This window comes from Enterobacter sp. BIDMC92 (assembly GCF_001030225.1).
Lineage (GTDB): Bacteria > Pseudomonadota > Gammaproteobacteria > Enterobacterales > Enterobacteriaceae > Enterobacter > Enterobacter sichuanensis.
In genome coordinates this window covers 118,978-136,208 of the sequence record NZ_KQ087598.1, presented here as the reverse complement: position 1 = coordinate 136,208, position 17,231 = coordinate 118,978, and the positions used below count along the sequence as shown (strand labels likewise).

The window sequence follows — 17,231 nt, the reverse complement described above, 5'->3', positions numbered from 1 at the left end:
AGTACCGGCTGGTGATTTTATCGCCAGCCGGTAACGGTGTTTACGACAGGGGTCACGGTGTTTCTGGAAAGAGCAGTGAATCCCGCAGGACATGATCGTTACCGCGACGGCGGGTGAAGCCGATGCGGTTGAAATACTCCAGGATCTGAATCGCCAGCTTGCGGCCCACGTTCAGCTGGTCGCGGAAATCGGCTGCGCAGGTGGAGCCCCGCGCCTGATCCCGCTCGCGGATCAGGTTCGCAAACGCAACAATACGATCGTTACGGTAATAACGATCTTTTACGATCGCGACTATCAGCCCCTGCTGCGCGGCATGGCGTAACACCTGGCGCATCACCTGCTCGTCGGCGTTTGTTTCACGAGCCAGATCGCGAACCCACCACGGTTCGTCGCCAAAAAGCGGGGCCACTTTCTGCCATATTGCCTCTTGCTCTGCACTAAACCCGGCCTTGTGATCCGGCAGGTGCAGCCAGCCGTGGTGGCTTTTGATCGCCCCGCTTTCGCGCATGTTTTCAATCAGCAGCAGCACCAGCGCATCGTCTTCCATTGGCAGCGCCATGCGCCGCAGACGTTCCCGACCCGGGCCAGGCTCATCCTGATGCTGTTCATGGTAAGTTGCGAGCGTAGTCAGTATCTTGCGCTGCCAGCGTGCGGCAACCGGGGCATTGAGCAGGCGGTTACCCGCCTGTATAAAGCCCGACTCTTGTGTCAGCTCTCGTAAGCCTTCCCCGCTCAACTGGCGTGCCCATGCGAAATCCTTAAGACTTACCGCCCCACGCTCAAGATGCACCCGCAGCGCGGCGTCATCATCTCTGGCCTGCGCCAGCGCGGCCAGCCATTGCAGATATTCAGGTTTACGCTTGCCGCGTCGCGGTGGGTTAAGCATCACCACCCGCGCCCCGGCCAGCGTTTCACGCGCGGAAATATCACGCAGTACCAGACGATCGTTGTCCGCCAGCCACAGCGGCGAATCGAACACCAGTTCAGCAAGGTCGTTTTCCAGCAGCGACACGCGCCCGGTAATATGGCTGGCCGCGTGGTGAATATGCAGCGGCTGCCATTGGGTCAGCGGCGCATGCGTCTGCAGGGAGACAATGACGCGTTCAGACGGTTCCGGCGGGGCATCGGCCAGCAGCCAGTCGCCGCGGTTAAGCTGCTCTTTTTCCGCATCCCCGGCAATGTTCAGCGCGATCCGCTGCCCGGCGTGAGCCTGCTCTGTGGGCTGGTTTTGAGCATGCAGGCCGCGCACGCGCATCGGTTTATTCACGCCCGTCAGCCATAAGGTATCGCCTACTTTCACTTCGCCGCTGAGCGCCGTCCCGGTGACCACCAGACCCGCTCCCTTCACGCTAAACGCCCGGTCAATCGCCAGACGGAAACGGTGATGGCTGGCGTGGTCACGTGATGAAAGGTGCTGCAAGTGGTGGCGAAGTTCGTCGATACCTCGCCCTTCGGTCGCCACGGTGACAAAAAGCGCTGCATCGGCAAAGCCATAATCCCGTAAGGTCGCCTGCACCGCTTCGCGCACCTCGCTGACGCGTGCGTCATCCACGCGATCGGCTTTAGTCAGCGCTACGGTCAGCTGCGGATTGCCGGTCAGCTGCAGGATCGCCAGATGCTCGCGGGTTTGCGCCATGACGCCATCATCACAGGCCACCACCAGCAGGGCATGATCGATGCCGCCCACACCCGCCAGCATGTTAGACAGAAACTTTTCATGCCCCGGCACATCAATAAAACCCAGCACGCGACCATCAGGCTGGGGCCAGTAGGCATACCCCAGATCGATGGTCATGCCGCGCTTTTTCTCTTCCGGCAGGCGGTCGGCGTTTACGCCGGTGATCGCCTGCAGTAACGTGGTTTTTCCGTGGTCAACGTGACCGGCGGTGGCAATAATCATTTCAACAACATCTCCAGAAATCGCTCTTCATCTTCAAGGCAGCGCAGATCCAGCCACATCCGGCCATCGTAAATCCGCCCGATCACCGGCGTCGACAAATTACGCCAGCGCGACGACAGGGCCTCAAGGTGGCTGCCGCGCCCGTCGCGTGGGGTGAACGTCAGCGCTTCACTCGGCAGCCTGTCCACCGGCAACGAACCGCTGCCAATCTGCGACTGGCAAGGCTCAACGCGAACGTCAAAATCGGGGTAGTGCGGCGCGACGCGCGGCAGCAGTAACTCGGCCTGGGCGCGAATCGAGGCGGCATCCCGGGTTAACAGACGCAGCGTCGGCAGGCGGTCAGCCAGCTTCTCAGGATGGAGATAGAGTCGCAGCGTCGCGTCCAGCGCGGCAAGGGTCATTTTATCGGCACGCAGGGCGCGCTTGAGCGGGTGCTGCTGCAGCTTCGCAATCAGCTCGCGTTTACCCACGATAATCCCGGCCTGCGGCCCGCCCAGCAGTTTGTCGCCGGAGAAGCTGACCAGGCTTACGCCCGCCGCAATCATCTCCTGCGGCATCGGTTCTTTTGGCAGGCCGTACTGGCTCAGGTCGACCAGCGAGCCGCTGCCGAGATCGGCAATCACCGGTATATTCAGCTCGTGCCCTATCGCCACCAGCCCGGCCTCGTCAACAGCTTTGGTAAAGCCTTCAATATGGTAATTGCTGGTGTGGACCTTCATCAGCAGGGCGGTATTTTCATTTACCGCCGCGCGATAATCTTTCGCATGGGTGCGGTTGGTGGTACCCACTTCATGCAGCGTACAGCCCGCCTGGCGCATCACGTCCGGGATGCGAAACGCGCCGCCAATCTCCACCAGCTCACCGCGGGACACCACCACCTCTTTGCCGCTGGCGGTGGCCGCCAGCATCAGCAGCACCGCCGCGGCGTTGTTGTTCACAATGCAGGCATCTTCCGCGCCGGTCAGCTGGCACAGCAACTCCGCCAGCGCGCGATCGCGATGCCCGCGCCCGGCGCCGTCCAGATCGTACTCCAGGGTCACAGGCGCTCGCATGGCCTGCATCACGGCGTCCACCGCCTCTTCCGCCTGCTGCGCGCGCCCCAGATTGGTATGCAGCACGGTTCCCGTCAGGTTAATCACCGGGCGCAACGCGCTTTGCGCCTTCGCCTCCAGCCGCTGTTCAACTTCCTGCTCCCACGCACTACACCAGACGGGCAAGGCGTTTTCTGCCTGAATCGCACCTCGGGCTTCGTCCTGAAGCAGACGTAACATCTCAACCGTCGCGGTATGGCCGAAACGTTCAACAGCGGCATGAATGCGGGGGTTGCGAAGAAGACGATCGGTCGCGGGGATTTGGCTGTACAGCGAATGATGAGTAGTCATGAAAGCGCCTGGCGAGTGAATATCTTCCCCCCTCCCGACGGGAGAGGGAGTTAACATGTGGAGCGATTGTACCGCCTCCCGTGGCGAAGTGTTATAACCCGCGTCAAGCCTTTGGCGGTTCGGTACGGGCAAAGCTCTCGCGGCTAAAAAGCGATTCTGCGAGTTTCACCAGCAACGGACGGTCGACGCACCAGCCAGGGGAGACGCGGCGGAAGTTGAGGTAACCGATGGCGCAGGCGATGGCGATGGTCCCCAGGTTCAGGCTGTCGATGTGGATCTTGCCCTCCTGGATAAGCTGTTCGCACCGGTCCAGGCTGCGGCTGATTTTTTCCCGCTGGCGCAGCAGTTCGTTTTCTGACTGCTGGGCAGCAGGCCTCGCCTGTTCACGCACGGAGGTAAGCGCCGCATCCATAATGCCGTCGGCCAGGGCTTCAATTTGCTTCACCGCCAGCGCCGCTTTTGGGTCAGCAGGCAGCATGGCCGGCGCAACGCCCAGCAGTTCGATGTACTCGGCAATAATCGGGGAATCGAACCAGTATTCACCCTCGTCCGTCACCAGCGCGGGGACTTTCCCCAGCGGATTGTACTGCGCGACGCCGTTTTCGGCGTTGTAGGGCTGCTCATTGACGAATTCAAATTCAATCCCCTTCTCCAGCAGGAGAATCGAGATTTTTCGCACGAAGGGACTGGTGTAGCTACCGATGAGTTTCATTGCCTGATCCTTGATGCCGGAAAAAAGTCAGTATGGATCAAGCGATGAAAAAAGGGCAGGTCTGCGTGTCGCATTCCTGCCCGGGAGGGATTAGTGATCGAGGTAGAGGTAGTGCATCCAGCTGGTCATACGCAGCAGCACTTTACGCATGACAGAAACGTGGGCGAAGTGGTCCGAATAGACTGCCACCTGGGCATAGATACCGTCCGGCAGGGCATCGACTTCGGCGTTGGGTTCCAGCTCAATCAGCGCCTGTACGCCATCCGTGCCCGGCACCACCGTCAGCGACTGCAGTGCGCCCTGCGCCTGATAGGTTCCTCCCGGCACCACCGGCAGAATACTGGTGAGCTTACCGGAGAACACCTGGCCCGGCAGGGCGTTAAACACCACTTCCGCTTCATCACCCGGCTTCAGACGCAGCAGCGAGTTCTGGCGGAACTGGGCCACGATCTGACGTTTCTGTTCAGGAATAAAGACCATCACCGGACGCAGAGGCAGCGCGGCGGCATAGGTCCCCGGACGGATCAGCACCTGGGTGATATAGCCATTGCTCGGCGCACGCACCACGGTCTGATCCAGATTGTATTTCGCTTCGGCAAGCTGGGCGCGTAAGGAGGCAATCTGCGACTGCTCGCCGTTCACCATGCTGTCTAACTGGCTTTGGATCTGCACCTGTTCAGCAACGGAGCCTTTTACCAGTGCATCCTGCGCCAGATAGTTCTGCCGCGCATTGTCGATATCGCTTTCAGAGAACGGATTCACCTTCGCCTGGCTGCCTTTCAGGTAGCGCTGATAATCTTTGTACAGGCGATCGCGCTCAGCGGAAACGCGCGTGGTATTGGCGACAGCTTCCGCCAGCTGCGCTTTCAGATTATCGATGTTGTGCGTCGCGGTCACCAGGTCAGCCTGCAGTCTGTCGACCCGCGCCTGATAACGGCCTGGATCCAGCTTAAATAACACTTCGCCTTTTTTAATTAGCTGGTTATTTTTATCGGTCACTTCGCTAACCACGCCGGTCACCTGCGGCGTAATCGGAATGGAAATAACCGCTTTTTGCGCCGTAAACGTATATGGGTGGTTATAGTTCATGAGCAGAATAAGTCCGGCAACAATAAACACCCCACCTAATGTGGCGGTGGCAAGCGTCCACTGGTTTACCGGAATACGGAATATTTTAAAAATGGCCCAGGCAAATGCCACGTAGGTCAAAATAATCAACAGATCCATGATTAGCGCTCCAGCGTGTTCTTATCAGCAGTAGGCTCTACTGCGGCCAGCTTTTGTTCGAGTTCCGCCACGCGTTTGGCTAGCGCATCCATGTCCGGGACCTCATCAGCCCTGGTGATGTGGTTTTGCATACCCCAGCCGCGATCTTCGCGGTACAGGGTGGCCCAAATCCACAGGAACGGCCAGATGGCATGAAGCGTAAACAGACTAATCCACCCTGCCGTGTGAATAGCATCGGCATGCGGATGGTTACGCTTTTTGGCCATATTATAAGGGATGTCATGAATGGCGATGATTCCATAAAAAAGAACCAGAAATACAAAAATCAATACGCCCAGCGCAAAATAGTTGAGAAACATATTCTCCTCACTTAAACAACGTCAACTCATTAAATTAATAAAACAGTACGCAACCTAATTATTTTTTATAAAAAAGGGTTATTGCTCACTATTTCAGAGCCGGGGAGTATGGGTTTTTATAATATCTCCATGCAAGTTTATAAGCGTGTCAAAATATATCCTGAATAATAATAGACTTAACCTTACAATATGAGCGTAATCCACCTTTTAACTTTTCGCCATACCACACATCAAAAGTGGTTTTTTAGCTTTACGTGTCGTGCTGTTTCAGCATGGCACCGAATCGCAAAGCAGAGTTTGCTGGCGATCGCAGCCGGAGAAATCTGCATAAAAATATTTTGTGAAATCAATCACAATCCAGAAACAAACACGCCAAATCAAAATGTGATGCATATCACGAAAAGTGCTAGTTTTTGCGTTAATTCTCACCATCGTATTTTTTTTGTCCACTTCTTTTGTGATTCAGATCACCCAATTACTGACCACACCCCCTACATTTACGTGACACAAATCACATAAATTTTCACTGTCTGGACAGTTGAACGATTCAGTGCCAGATTTCACAGCATCAGAACAGGGCCCGGCTACCTCTGCCGCCGCACATTAACAATAAACCTCGGGCCACAAGCCTAAGCGTAATCAAAAGAAGGGGTGTTTTATGTCATCCGATTTCAAGATCAAAGTTCAAAGCTTTGGTCGTTTCCTCAGCAACATGGTGATGCCAAATATCGGCGCGTTTATCGCGTGGGGTATCATCACTGCATTGTTTATTCCGACAGGGTGGTTGCCTAACGAAACGCTGGCGAAACTTGTTGGCCCAATGATTACTTACCTGCTGCCACTGCTCATCGGTTTCACCGGTGGTCGTCTGGTGGGCGGTGACCGTGGTGGCGTCGTGGGTGCCATCACCACGATGGGGGTTATCGTCGGCGCGGATATGCCGATGTTCCTCGGGGCGATGATTGCCGGCCCTCTGGGCGGCTGGGCGATTAAGAAATTCGACGTCTGGGTTGATGGTAAGATCAAATCCGGCTTCGAAATGCTGGTGAACAACTTCTCTGCGGGCATCATCGGGATGATCCTCGCGATTCTGGCGTTCCTCGGCATTGGCCCGGCAGTTGAAGTCCTGTCTAAAATTCTGGCGGCTGGCGTTAACTTCATGGTGGCGCACGAGATGCTGCCGCTGGCGTCTATCTTTGTTGAACCGGCGAAAATCCTGTTCCTCAACAACGCCATTAACCACGGTATCTTCTCGCCGCTGGGTATTCAGCAGTCGCATGACCTCGGCAAGTCCATCTTCTTCCTGATTGAAGCCAACCCGGGCCCGGGTATGGGTGTGCTGCTGGCGTACATCATCTTTGGTCGCGGCAGCGCGAAGCAGTCTGCTGGCGGTGCGGCTATCATCCACTTCCTGGGCGGTATCCACGAAATTTACTTCCCGTACGTACTGATGAACCCACGTCTGATCCTGGCCGTTATCCTCGGCGGTATGACCGGCGTGTTCACCCTGAGCGTGCTGGGCGGTGGCCTGGTGTCTCCGGCCTCTCCGGGCTCTATCCTGGCGGTGCTGGCAATGACGCCAAAAGGGGCTTACTTCGCAAACATCGCGGCCATCTTTGCCGCCATGGCGGTCTCCTTCGTGGTCTCTTCTATTCTGCTGAAAACCAGCAAAGTGAAAGAAGATGATGACATCGAAGCAGCAACCCGTCGTATGCACGACATGAAAGCCGAATCCAAAGGCGCGACCCCACTGGCCGCAGGCGATGTCTCTAACGACCTGAGCCACGTGCGTAAAATCATCGTGGCCTGTGATGCCGGTATGGGTTCCAGCGCAATGGGTGCAGGCGTGCTGCGTAAGAAAGTGCAGGATGCGGGTCTGACCAACATCTCCGTGACCAACAGCGCCATTAACAGCCTGCCACCGGATGTTGACCTGGTGATCACGCACCGTGACCTGACCGAGCGCGCCATGCGCCAGGTACCGCAGGCTCAGCATATTTCGCTGACCAACTTCCTCGACAGCGGCCTGTACACCAGCCTGACCGAGCGTCTGGTTGCCGCGCAGCGTCACGAAGATAACGAAGTGAAAGTGCGCACCAGCCTGCAGGACAGTTTTGACGAGAGCAATACCCACCTGTTCAAACTGGGGGCGGAGAACATCTTCCTCGGTCGCACTGCGGCAACCAAAGAAGAAGCGATTCGCTTTGCCGGTGAGCAGCTGGTAAAAGGCGGCTACGTTCAGCCTGAATACGTAGACGCGATGCTGGAACGTGAAAAACTGACGCCAACCTACCTGGGCGAATCCATCGCGGTGCCGCACGGTACGGTGGAAGCGAAAGATCGCGTTCTGAAAACCGGCGTCGTATTCTGTCAGTACCCGCAGGGCGTGCGCTTCGGTGAAGAAGAAGACGACATCGCCCGTCTGGTGATTGGTATCGCCGCTCGCAACAACGAGCACATCCAGGTGATTACCAGCCTGACCAACGCGCTGGATGATGAGTCTGTTATTGAGCGTCTGGCCAATACCACCAGCGTGGAAGAAGTGCTGGCTCTGCTGAACAAATAAGTTCTCTTCCCTCTCCCCTCCGGGGAGAGGGCTAGGGTGAGGGGAAAACGTTCCTCACCCCAGCCCTCTCGGGTAAAAACATTGATTAAGGTTAACACTATGAAAGCATTGCATTTTGGCGCAGGTAATATCGGTCGTGGCTTTATCGGCAAACTGCTGGCAGACGCGGGCATTACGCTGACATTCGCCGATGTAAATCAGGTCGTTCTGGATGCCCTGAATGACCGTCATAGCTACCAGGTACATGTGGTGGGTGAAAATGAGCAGGTGGAAACGGTCACTGGCGTCAACGCGGTAAGCAGTATCGGCGACGACGTTATCGACCTTATCGCCAGCGTTGACCTGGTCACCACGGCGGTGGGCCCGGTGGTACTGGAGCGTATCGCCCCTGCGGTGGCAAAAGGCCTGGCAAAACGTAAAGCGCAGGGCATCGACACCCCGCTGAACATCATTGCCTGCGAGAACATGGTGCGCGGCACCACGCAGCTCAAAGGCCACGTGCTCAACGCCGTAGCAGAGGAAGACAAAGCCTGGGTGGAAGCGCACGTCGGGTTTGTGGATTCCGCCGTTGACCGTATCGTCCCGCCGTCAGAATCTGCGACCAACGATCCGCTGGAAGTGACCGTGGAAACCTTCAGCGAGTGGATCGTTGATAAAACCCAGTTTAAAGGCACGCTGCCGACCATTCCGGGAATGGAATTAACCGATAACCTGATGGCATTTGTCGAACGCAAACTCTTCACGCTGAACACCGGGCATGCTATAACCGCCTACCTCGGGAAATTGGCCGGTCATCAGACCATTCGCGACGCGATCCTTGATGATAAGATCCGTGCGGTGGTGAAAGGGGCAATGGAAGAGAGCGGCGCGGTGCTGATCAAACGCTACGGTTTTGATGCTGACAAACATGCAGCATACATCCAGAAAATCCTCGGTCGTTTTGAAAACCCGTATCTGAAAGATGACGTTGAGCGCGTAGGCCGCCAGCCGCTGCGTAAACTGAGCGCGGGCGATCGCCTGATTAAGCCGCTGCTGGGTACGCTGGAATACGGCCTGCCGCACGCCAACCTGGTGAAAGGGATTGCCGCCGCGATGCACTATCGCAGCGAGCAGGATCCCCAGGCGATTGAGCTGGCTCAGTTGATTGACGACAAAGGCGCGCAAGCTGCGCTGGCGCAGATTTCCGGTCTGGACGCCAACAGCGACGTGGTTGTGGAGGCGGTTAACGCATACAACGCAACCAAATGATGCACAGTGAGGCGCAGGTCATCCTGCGCCCTGATTACAGATTGTCAGATATGCAGGCAATAATGGAACAAACCCAGGCCTTTGAAAATCGTGTGCTTGAGCGTCTGAATGCTGGCAAAACCGTACGAAGTTTCCTGATTGCCGCCGTCGAGCTATTAACCGAGGCGGTGAATATCCTGGTGCTTCAGGTGTTCCGCAAAGACGACTACGCGGTAAAATATGCTGTAGAACCGTTACTGGACGGAGACGGACCGCTGGGCGATTTATCCGTGCGTCTGAAGCTGATTTATGGTCTTGGCGTGCTGAACCGACAAGAGTATGAAGATGCGGAGCTGTTGATGGCGCTGCGCGAAGAGCTCAATCATGACGGTAATGAGTACACCTTTACCGATGACGAGATCCTTGGCCCCTTTGGCGAGCTGCATTGCGTCACTGCGCTCCCCCCTGCCCCCCATTTTGACAACAGCGACCCTGAGCTGTACGCGATGCAAAAGCTGCGTTATCAACAGGTTGTCCGTTCCACGATGGTCCTCTCCCTGACTGAGCTGATTTCCCGAATCAGCTTAAAAAAAGCGTTTCAGAAGTAAGCCTGCTCACATTGGTGTATCCTTCCCTGTAAATTCCCCGTTTTCAGAGTTATTTGTCATGAAAGAAGTCGAAAAGAACGAAATTAAACGCCTGAGCGACCGCCTGGATCTGATCCGCCACCAGATGGCTGGTCTCTCGCTGGTCGATTCCGCCGAGAAGTACGCCGAGCTTGAGAAAGAGACCGCAAAGCTGGAAGCGGAGATCGAGCGTTTGCGTGAAGTTAAAGGCCAGAAGCTGAGCAAAGAAGCGCAGAAGCTGATGAACATGCCGCACCGCCGCGCGATCACCAAAAAAGAGCAGGCCGACATGGGCAAGCTGAAGAAAAGCGTCCGTGGTCTGGTAGTGGTTCACCCGATGACCGAGCTTGGCCGCGAAATGGGCCTGAAAGAGATGACGGGTTTTTGTAAGACGGCATTTTGATTTCATGCCGGGTGGCGCTGCGCTTACCCGGCCTACTCTTTTCCCCTTCGCGTGAATTGGTCCAACCAATAGCGCAATCAATCCTCCCCCGGTTCACAATTCCATCATTTTCGCTCACAAAACCATTGCTAGCTCATAACATCTGGTTAACCATTCATTGTCATTAACCCTACAACACAATATTGGCAGGACCACTTTTACACAGACTGTGACGCAGAGATGAGCGGAGACTCACCCGCAGCGCAGGCTGTCTGGTCCTCAGGAGACCTGCATGAGCCTCTGGCAACAAAACTACGACCCGGCCGGAAATATCTGGCTGTCGAGCCTGATCGCATCGCTGCCGATCCTGTTCTTCTTCTTTGCGCTGATTAAGCTCAAGCTGAAGGGCTACCTTGCCGCGACGTACACCGTCGCCATCGCGCTGCTGGTGGCGCTGTTCTTCTATAAAATGCCGGTCGATCGCGCCCTGGCCTCCGTCGTCTACGGTTTCTTCTACGGCCTGTGGCCGATTGCGTGGATCATCATCGCCGCGGTGTTTGTCTATAAAATCTCGGTGAAAACCGGGCAGTTCGACATCATCCGCTCGTCGATTCTCTCCATCACGCCGGACCAGCGCCTGCAGATGTTGATTGTCGGCTTCTCTTTTGGGGCGTTTCTTGAAGGGGCCGCTGGCTTCGGCGCACCGGTGGCGATCACCGCCGCGCTGCTGGTCGGGCTGGGCTTTAACCCGCTGTATGCCGCGGGACTGTGTCTGATTGTGAACACCGCACCGGTGGCGTTTGGCGCAATGGGGATCCCGATTCTGGTCGCAGGCCAGGTGACCGGGCTGGACAGCTTTGAGATTGGCCAGATGGTGGGCCGCCAGCTGCCGTTCCTGACCATTATCGTCCTGTTCTGGATCATGGCGATCATGGATGGCTGGCGCGGCGTGAAAGAGACGTGGCCTGCGGTGATGGTCGCCGGCGGTTCGTTCGCTATTGCACAGTACCTCAGCTCCAACTTCCTCGGCCCGGAGCTGCCGGACATCATCTCTTCGCTGGTCTCGCTGGTCTGTCTGACGCTGTTCCTGAAGCGCTGGCAGCCGGTACGTATTTTCCGCTTCGCCGACATGGGCGCCTCACAGGTCGATCAAACCCTGGCGCGTACAGGCTATACCGCAGGCCAGGTCATCCGCGCATGGTCGCCGTTCCTGTTCCTGACTGCCACGGTGACGCTCTGGAGCATCCCGCCGTTTAAGGCCCTGTTTGCCCCAGGTGGCGCGCTGTATGACATGGTGATTAACATCTCCGTGCCGTTCCTCGATAAGATGGTCGCCCGTATGCCGCCAGTGGTGCACGCCGCCACGCCGTATGCCGCGGTCTATAAATTCGACTGGTTCTCCGCTACCGGCACCGCCATCCTGTTTGCCGCTATTCTTTCTGTTGTGTGGCTGCGCATGAAGCCTGCCGCTGCGGTGCAGACCTTTGCGGCGACCATTAAAGAATTGATGCTGCCGATCTACTCCATCGGCATGGTACTGGCGTTCGCGTTTATCTCGAACTACTCCGGCCTGTCATCGACGCTGGCACTGGCGCTGGCGCATACCAGCCACGCCTTTACCTTCTTCTCGCCGTTCCTCGGCTGGCTGGGGGTGTTCCTGACCGGTTCAGATACCTCGTCTAACGCCCTGTTCGCCGCCCTGCAGGCGACGGCCGCCCAGCAAATCGGCGTCTCAGACGTGCTGTTAGTGGCCGCGAATACCACCGGCGGCGTGACCGGGAAGATGATCTCTCCGCAGTCCATCGCCATTGCCTGTGCGGCGGTGGGACTGGTCGGTAAAGAGTCGGATCTGTTCCGCTTTACCGTGAAACACAGCCTGATATTTACCTGCATGGTCGGGGTGATTACCACCCTGCAGGCCTATGTCTTAACCTGGATGATCCCATGATAGTGATGCCCAGACGCCTGTCCGACGAGATTGCCTCTCGCGTGCGGGCGCTGATTGAAGAACAACAGCTGGAAGCGGGCATGAAATTGCCCGCCGAGCGCCAGCTCGCCGCCCAGCTTGGTGTATCACGCAACTCACTGCGTGAAGCACTGGCCACGCTGGTCAGCGAAGGAGTACTGGTGAGCCGTCGCGGTGGCGGTACCTTTGTACGCTGGCAGCATGACGACTGGTCCGAGCAAAACATCGTTCAGCCGCTGAAAACGCTGATGGAGAACGACCCGGACTACAGCTTCGACATCCTTGAAGCGCGTCACGCCATCGAAACCAGTACCGCCTGGCACGCGGCCATGCGGGCAACCGACGCCGACAAAGAGAAGCTCAAAGCCTGCTTTGAGGCCACGCAAAGCAGCGACCCGGATATCGCCTCCCAGGCGGACGTGCGTTTTCACCTGGCGATTGCCGAGGCGTCGCACAACGTGGTGCTGCTCCAGACCATGCGCGGTTTCTTCGACCTGCTGCAATCCTCCGTGAAGCAGAGCCGCCAGCGCATGTATCTGGTCCCGCCGGTGTTTGCCCAGCTCACTGAACAACACGAGGCGGTGCTCAACGCCATTCTGGCCGGTGATGCCGGGGCCGCGCGCAAAGCGATGATGGCGCATCTGGGCTTCGTGCACACCACCATTAAACGATTCGATGAAGACCAGGCCCGACAGGCGCGTATTACCCGTCTGCCTGGCGACAGTGATATTTCCAGGGAGAACAAAGCATGATTATTTCAGCAGCCAGTGACTACCGCGCCGCGGCGCAGCGCATTTTGCCCCCGTTCCTGTTCCACTACATCGACGGCGGGGCGTATGCCGAATATACCCTGCGTCGCAATGTGGAAGATCTTTCGGAGGTGGCTCTGCGCCAGCGCGTGCTGAAAAATATGTCTGACCTGAGCCTTGAGACAAAACTGTTTAACGAGACGCTCGCCATGCCGGTGGCCCTTGCGCCCGTAGGCCTGTGCGGCATGTACGCCCGTCGCGGGGAAGTGCAGGCGGCCGCCGCGGCGGATGCCAAAGGCATTCCGTTTACCCTCTCTACCGTGTCCGTCTGCCCGATCGAAGAGGTGGCCCCAACCATCAAGCGCCCAATGTGGTTCCAGCTGTACGTCCTGCGCGATCGCGGCTTTATGCGAAACGCGCTGGAGCGCGCCAAAGCGGCGGGCTGCTCCACGCTGGTCTTTACCGTCGATATGCCGACACCCGGCGCGCGCTACCGAGATGCCCACTCCGGCATGAGCGGCCCGAATGCCGCCCTGCGCCGCTACTGGCAGGCTGTAACGCATCCGCAATGGGCCTGGGATGTTGGTCTCAACGGCCGTCCGCACGATCTGGGAAATATCTCGGCGTATCTGGGTAAACCGACCGGGCTGGAAGATTACATCGGCTGGCTGGCGAACAATTTCGATCCGTCCATCTCCTGGAAAGACCTGGAGTGGATCCGCGAATTCTGGGACGGCCCAATGGTGATCAAAGGGATCCTCGACCCGGAAGATGCCCGCGACGCGGTACGCTTTGGCGCAGACGGGATTGTGGTTTCTAACCACGGCGGACGCCAGCTTGACGGGGTGCTCTCTTCCGCGCGCGCCCTGCCGGCAATAGCCGATGCGGTGAAAGGCGATATTGCCATCCTGGCCGATAGCGGCATCCGCAACGGGCTGGACGTGGTGCGTATGATTGCGCTGGGTGCCGACAGCGTGCTGCTGGGTCGGGCATATCTGTATGCGCTGGCCACCAGCGGCCAGGCTGGCGTGGCAAATCTGCTTAACCTGATCGAAAAAGAGATGAAGGTGGCGATGACGCTGACCGGTGCGAAAACGATCGGCGAAATCAGTAAAGATTCTCTGGTGCAGGAGTTAAATAAATTACCGGCAGCGCTGGCCCCCCTTGCTCAGGGTAACGCCGCCTGACGCTTCCCCCCGTTGCCTTCCCTCACGCGTCCGATCCCCCCTCGGGCGCTTTTTTATGCCAAAAATAACATCCAGATAACATATTGGATAAGAAAATTTGACATCCCCCTGCCGTCCGCAATTGTATAGACAAGCAAATACAAGAACACAAAAACAACATTACATCAGAGGGGTGCGTATGACGTATTCAGGTAAGGTGGATATTCAGCAGGTGATCGATGACAGTCGCTTTTCAGGATTTCACTGGCTTCTTATCGTGCTGGGTTTCCTGGTTCTGGCGATCGATGGTTTTGATACGGCGGCGATGGGCTACATTGCGCCTACGCTGTCGGCTGAATGGGGTATCCATAAACAGGATCTGGGGCCGGTGCTGAGTGCGGCGCTGCTGGGGCTGTCACTGGGCGCGCTGATCGCCGGTCCGGTGTCGGACAGAATGGGGCGTAAGCGCGTGCTGGTCTTTTCGTGTCTGTTCTTTGGTCTTGCAAGTCTGGGTGCCGCCTGGGCGCAAACCCTTAACACCCTGACGCTATGGCGGTTTCTGACGGGGCTGGGTCTGGGGGCGGCAATGCCTAACGCTATCACGCTTATCTCAGAATTTGCCCCTCAGCGCTGTCGCGCCATGGCGATTAACACCATGTACTGCGGTTTCCCTCTGGGCGCGGCGGGCGGCGGAGCGATCTCCTCCTGGCTGATTCCTCATCATGGCTGGCGGAGCGTACTGCTGACCGGCGCGATTGCCCCGCTGATGTTAACGCTGCTGCTGGCGCTGTTTTTGCCAGAGTCGGTGAAATTTCTGGTGCAGCGCGGGAAAGACGTGATGCAGATCCGCCGCATCGCCAGCCGGTTCGCCCGCAGCACGCTGGACGGCGTGACCGGCTTTTTCCTGCAGGAGGAACGGGTCGCTTCTAAAAAAGGGAGCGTGGCGCAGCTGTTTTCCATGCCCTGGCTACCCGGCACCCTGATGCTGTGGGTGACCTATTTTATGGGGCTGGTGATTTATTACGTCCTGCTGAGCTGGATGCCGACGCTGATGCAGGGGATGGGTTATGCTCTGACGGAATCCGCCTGGCTGACGTCACTGTTCACCTTTGGCGGTACCGCAGGCATTCTGCTCGCAGGCTGGATGATGGACCGCTGGGAAGCGCACAAAGTGGTCGCAGGAGGATTTGTCCTGACCATGGGGCTGATCCTGCTGCTTGGCCTTGAGCATAACCATATCGTCCTTTTCGGCGCCTTGATATTCCTGATGGGGATCGCGATGAACGGCGCGCAATCGGGCATGCAAACCCTGGCCGCCACCTTTTACCCCACCGAATGTCGCGCGACGGGCATCGCCTGGATGCAGGGAATCGGCCGTTTTGGCGGCGTGGCGGGCACCATGACCAGCGCGCAACTGCTTTCGCTGCAGTGGCAAGCAGACAGTATTTTAATGATCCTCAGCCTGCCCGCACTGGTCGCCGCAGGGGCCACCGTCTATAAAATGCTGCGCTGTCGCCTGCAGGAACCCGGCGTCGCGTAGTCCCTCTCTTTTCTGCTATTCTGCCCCCGCAATTAAGGGGGCAGTATGCTTAACATCGTTTTATTCGAACCAGAAATTCCGCCAAATACCGGCAATATTATTCGCCTGTGTGCCAACACCGGTTTTCGCCTGCATATCATTGAGCCGATGGGCTTTACATGGGACGACAAACGCCTGCGCCGCGCAGGGCTGGATTATCATGAATTTACCGCCGTGGTACGCCACCCTGATTACGCCGCGTTCCTGGAAAGCGAAAAGCCGCAGCGCATGTTCGCCCTGACCACTAAAGGGACGCCCGCACACAGCGCCGTGAGCTATCAGGAGGGTGACTATCTGATGTTTGGCCCGGAAACGCGCGGCCTGCCCGCCACAATCCTTGATGCCCTGCCCGCTGAGCAGAAAATCCGTATTCCGATGATGCCGGACAGCCGCAGCATGAACCTGTCGAACGCAGTGTCGGTGGTGGTCTATGAAGCATGGCGCCAGCTTGGGTATCCGGGCGCCATTCTAAGGTAGGCCCGGTAAGCGCAGCGCCACCGGGCAAAATCTCAGATGCCGTCACCGTACTCGAAGGTATGGTGAATGCCGTTGAAGTGCTGGTCCATATCCATGGACGGTTTATCGCTGTCGGGTTTGCCGACGATGCGCGCCGGCACGCCAGCGGCGGTGGTATGCGGCGGCACAGGCTGCAGCACGACAGACCCCGCGCCAATTTTCGCGCCGCGCCCCACTTCAATATTGCCGAGGATCTTGGCGCCCGCGCCAATCATCACCCCTTCACGAATTTTCGGATGGCGATCGCCGCTGGTTTTACCGGTACCGCCCAGAGTAACCGACTGCAGGATCGAGACGTCATCTTCAATGACCGCCGTTTCACCGACAACAATGCCGGTGGCATGGTCGAGCATGATCCCGCGGCCAATTTTCGCGGCCGGGTGAATATCCACCTGGAAGGTTACGGAAACCTGGTTTTGCAGGAAAATAGCCAGCGCGCGGCGGCCTTCATTCCATAACCAGTGGCCGATGCGGTAAGCCTGCAGGGCGTGGAAGCCTTTCAGGTACAGCAGCGGCGTAGAATATTTGTCGACGGCAGGGTCACGGGTGCGCACGGCCTGGATATCGCAGGCGGCAGAGGCGATCATCTCCGGGTCAGCGGCGTAAGCTTCTTCCACCACTTCACGAATGGCGATGGCGGGCATGATCGAGGATGCCAGCTTGTTGGCAAGCATATAGCTCAGGGCGCTGCCGAGGTTTTCGTGCTTGAGTAACGTTGCATGGTAGAAACTGGCCAGCATCGGCTCACAGTCGGCCAACGCCCGGGCTTCGGCTTTAATATTATTCCAGACGATATCCAGTTCTTCACACGGCATTGCTAACTCCAGACGATAGTATAATGACCAGCCAGTTCTGCGCTGGCTGGGTCATTCAG

General features: G+C 57.4%; 15 protein-coding genes. 9 read left to right on the top strand and 6 right to left on the bottom strand.

The window, feature by feature from the left end; genetic code table 11:
- Window positions 1-52: 52 nt before the first annotated feature.
- From selB to SP99_RS00645, 5 genes are all read right to left on the bottom strand, one after another.
- Window positions 53-1,900 carry a selenocysteine-specific translation elongation factor gene (gene selB / locus SP99_RS00665; RefSeq protein WP_047957469.1) on the bottom strand — a complete coding sequence of 616 codons (1,848 nt, stop codon included), beginning with the start codon at window positions 1,898-1,900 and terminating at the stop codon, window positions 53-55.
- Window positions 1,897-3,282 carry an L-seryl-tRNA(Sec) selenium transferase gene (selA, locus tag SP99_RS00660; RefSeq protein ID WP_047957468.1) on the bottom strand — a complete coding sequence of 462 codons (1,386 nt, stop codon included), beginning with the start codon at window positions 3,280-3,282 and terminating at the stop codon, window positions 1,897-1,899. Before selA ends, selB begins: the two co-directional genes overlap by 4 nt.
- 103 nt (window positions 3,283-3,385) lie before the next feature.
- Window positions 3,386-3,994, bottom strand: coding sequence for a glutathione S-transferase (locus SP99_RS00655; RefSeq protein ID WP_047957467.1), 609 nt, complete (start codon window positions 3,992-3,994; stop codon window positions 3,386-3,388).
- 90 nt (window positions 3,995-4,084) lie between these two features.
- The gene (locus SP99_RS00650) at window positions 4,085-5,221 is read right to left on the bottom strand and encodes an HlyD family secretion protein (RefSeq protein ID WP_025758413.1); all 1,137 of its coding nucleotides are present in this window, start codon (window positions 5,219-5,221) and stop codon (window positions 4,085-4,087) included.
- A gap of 2 nt (window positions 5,222-5,223) precedes the next feature.
- Window positions 5,224-5,580: a DUF3302 domain-containing protein gene (locus SP99_RS00645; protein ID WP_047957466.1), complete on the bottom strand. Its 357-nt coding sequence runs from the start codon at window positions 5,578-5,580 to the stop codon at window positions 5,224-5,226.
- Between the two features lie 658 nt (window positions 5,581-6,238).
- On the opposite strand from SP99_RS00645, the gene SP99_RS00640 reads away from it, so the two are divergent.
- The 9 genes from SP99_RS00640 to trmL all read left to right on the top strand — a co-directional run bounded on the left by SP99_RS00640 (window position 6,239) and on the right by trmL (window position 16,318).
- Window positions 6,239-8,146: a PTS mannitol transporter subunit IICBA gene (locus SP99_RS00640; protein ID WP_047957465.1), complete on the top strand. Its 1,908-nt coding sequence runs from the start codon at window positions 6,239-6,241 to the stop codon at window positions 8,144-8,146.
- An 84-nt stretch (window positions 8,147-8,230) separates the two neighbouring features.
- Complete coding sequence (mtlD, locus tag SP99_RS00635; RefSeq protein ID WP_082137930.1) at window positions 8,231-9,394, top strand: mannitol-1-phosphate 5-dehydrogenase; 1,164 nt, start codon at window positions 8,231-8,233, stop codon at window positions 9,392-9,394.
- Window positions 9,391-9,981 carry a mannitol operon repressor MtlR gene (gene mtlR / locus SP99_RS00630; protein ID WP_025758418.1) on the top strand — a complete coding sequence of 197 codons (591 nt, stop codon included), beginning with the start codon at window positions 9,391-9,393 and terminating at the stop codon, window positions 9,979-9,981. Before mtlD ends, mtlR begins: the two co-directional genes overlap by 4 nt.
- Window positions 9,982-10,039: 58 nt before the next feature.
- On the top strand, window positions 10,040-10,402 hold the full coding sequence (locus tag SP99_RS00625; RefSeq protein ID WP_008502724.1) for a YibL family ribosome-associated protein: 363 nt from the start codon (window positions 10,040-10,042) through the stop codon (window positions 10,400-10,402).
- A 271-nt stretch (window positions 10,403-10,673) separates the two neighbouring features.
- Window positions 10,674-12,329 carry an L-lactate permease gene (gene lldP / locus SP99_RS00620; protein ID WP_014882014.1) on the top strand — a complete coding sequence of 552 codons (1,656 nt, stop codon included), beginning with the start codon at window positions 10,674-10,676 and terminating at the stop codon, window positions 12,327-12,329.
- Window positions 12,326-13,099, top strand: a complete 774-nt coding sequence (lldR, locus tag SP99_RS00615) for a transcriptional regulator LldR (RefSeq protein WP_025758422.1) — start codon at window positions 12,326-12,328, stop codon at window positions 13,097-13,099. The genes lldP and lldR overlap by 4 nt, the downstream gene beginning before the upstream one ends.
- Entirely contained in the window at window positions 13,096-14,283 is a 1,188-nt protein-coding gene (lldD, locus tag SP99_RS00610; protein ID WP_047957463.1) for an FMN-dependent L-lactate dehydrogenase LldD, read from the top strand. The genes lldR and lldD overlap by 4 nt, the downstream gene beginning before the upstream one ends.
- Before the next feature lie 178 nt (window positions 14,284-14,461).
- Complete coding sequence (locus SP99_RS00605) at window positions 14,462-15,802, top strand: MFS transporter (protein WP_047957462.1); 1,341 nt, start codon at window positions 14,462-14,464, stop codon at window positions 15,800-15,802.
- Between the two features lie 45 nt (window positions 15,803-15,847).
- Entirely contained in the window at window positions 15,848-16,318 is a 471-nt protein-coding gene (gene trmL / locus SP99_RS00600) for a tRNA (uridine(34)/cytosine(34)/5-carboxymethylaminomethyluridine(34)-2'-O)-methyltransferase TrmL (protein ID WP_025758428.1), read from the top strand.
- Window positions 16,319-16,350: 32 nt separating this feature from the next.
- On the opposite strand, the gene cysE is transcribed toward trmL, so the two are convergent.
- Complete coding sequence (cysE, locus tag SP99_RS00595; RefSeq protein WP_008502718.1) at window positions 16,351-17,172, bottom strand: serine O-acetyltransferase; 822 nt, start codon at window positions 17,170-17,172, stop codon at window positions 16,351-16,353.
- Between the last annotated feature and the right edge of the window lie 59 nt (window positions 17,173-17,231).

Excerpts from the sequence above, each read along its gene's own strand:
- mtlR (WP_025758418.1), top strand. The coding sequence starts at position 9,391 with ATGATGCACAGTGAGGCGCAGGTCATCCTGCGCCCTGATTACAGATTG.
- selB (WP_047957469.1), bottom strand. The coding sequence starts at position 1,900 with ATGATTATTGCCACCGCCGGTCACGTTGACCACGGAAAAACCACGTTA.
- selA (WP_047957468.1), bottom strand. The coding sequence starts at position 3,282 with ATGACTACTCATCATTCGCTGTACAGCCAAATCCCCGCGACCGATCGT.
- SP99_RS00650 (WP_025758413.1), bottom strand. The coding sequence starts at position 5,221 with ATGGATCTGTTGATTATTTTGACCTACGTGGCATTTGCCTGGGCCATT.
- trmL (WP_025758428.1), top strand. The coding sequence starts at position 15,848 with ATGCTTAACATCGTTTTATTCGAACCAGAAATTCCGCCAAATACCGGC.
- lldP (WP_014882014.1), top strand. The coding sequence starts at position 10,674 with ATGAGCCTCTGGCAACAAAACTACGACCCGGCCGGAAATATCTGGCTG.
- lldR (WP_025758422.1), top strand. The coding sequence starts at position 12,326 with ATGATAGTGATGCCCAGACGCCTGTCCGACGAGATTGCCTCTCGCGTG.
- SP99_RS00655 (WP_047957467.1), bottom strand. The coding sequence starts at position 3,994 with ATGAAACTCATCGGTAGCTACACCAGTCCCTTCGTGCGAAAAATCTCG.
- cysE (WP_008502718.1), bottom strand. The coding sequence starts at position 17,172 with ATGCCGTGTGAAGAACTGGATATCGTCTGGAATAATATTAAAGCCGAA.
- SP99_RS00625 (WP_008502724.1), top strand. The coding sequence starts at position 10,040 with ATGAAAGAAGTCGAAAAGAACGAAATTAAACGCCTGAGCGACCGCCTG.
- SP99_RS00640 (WP_047957465.1), top strand. The coding sequence starts at position 6,239 with ATGTCATCCGATTTCAAGATCAAAGTTCAAAGCTTTGGTCGTTTCCTC.
- lldD (WP_047957463.1), top strand. The coding sequence starts at position 13,096 with ATGATTATTTCAGCAGCCAGTGACTACCGCGCCGCGGCGCAGCGCATT.
- SP99_RS00645 (WP_047957466.1), bottom strand. The coding sequence starts at position 5,580 with ATGTTTCTCAACTATTTTGCGCTGGGCGTATTGATTTTTGTATTTCTG.
- SP99_RS00605 (WP_047957462.1), top strand. The coding sequence starts at position 14,462 with ATGACGTATTCAGGTAAGGTGGATATTCAGCAGGTGATCGATGACAGT.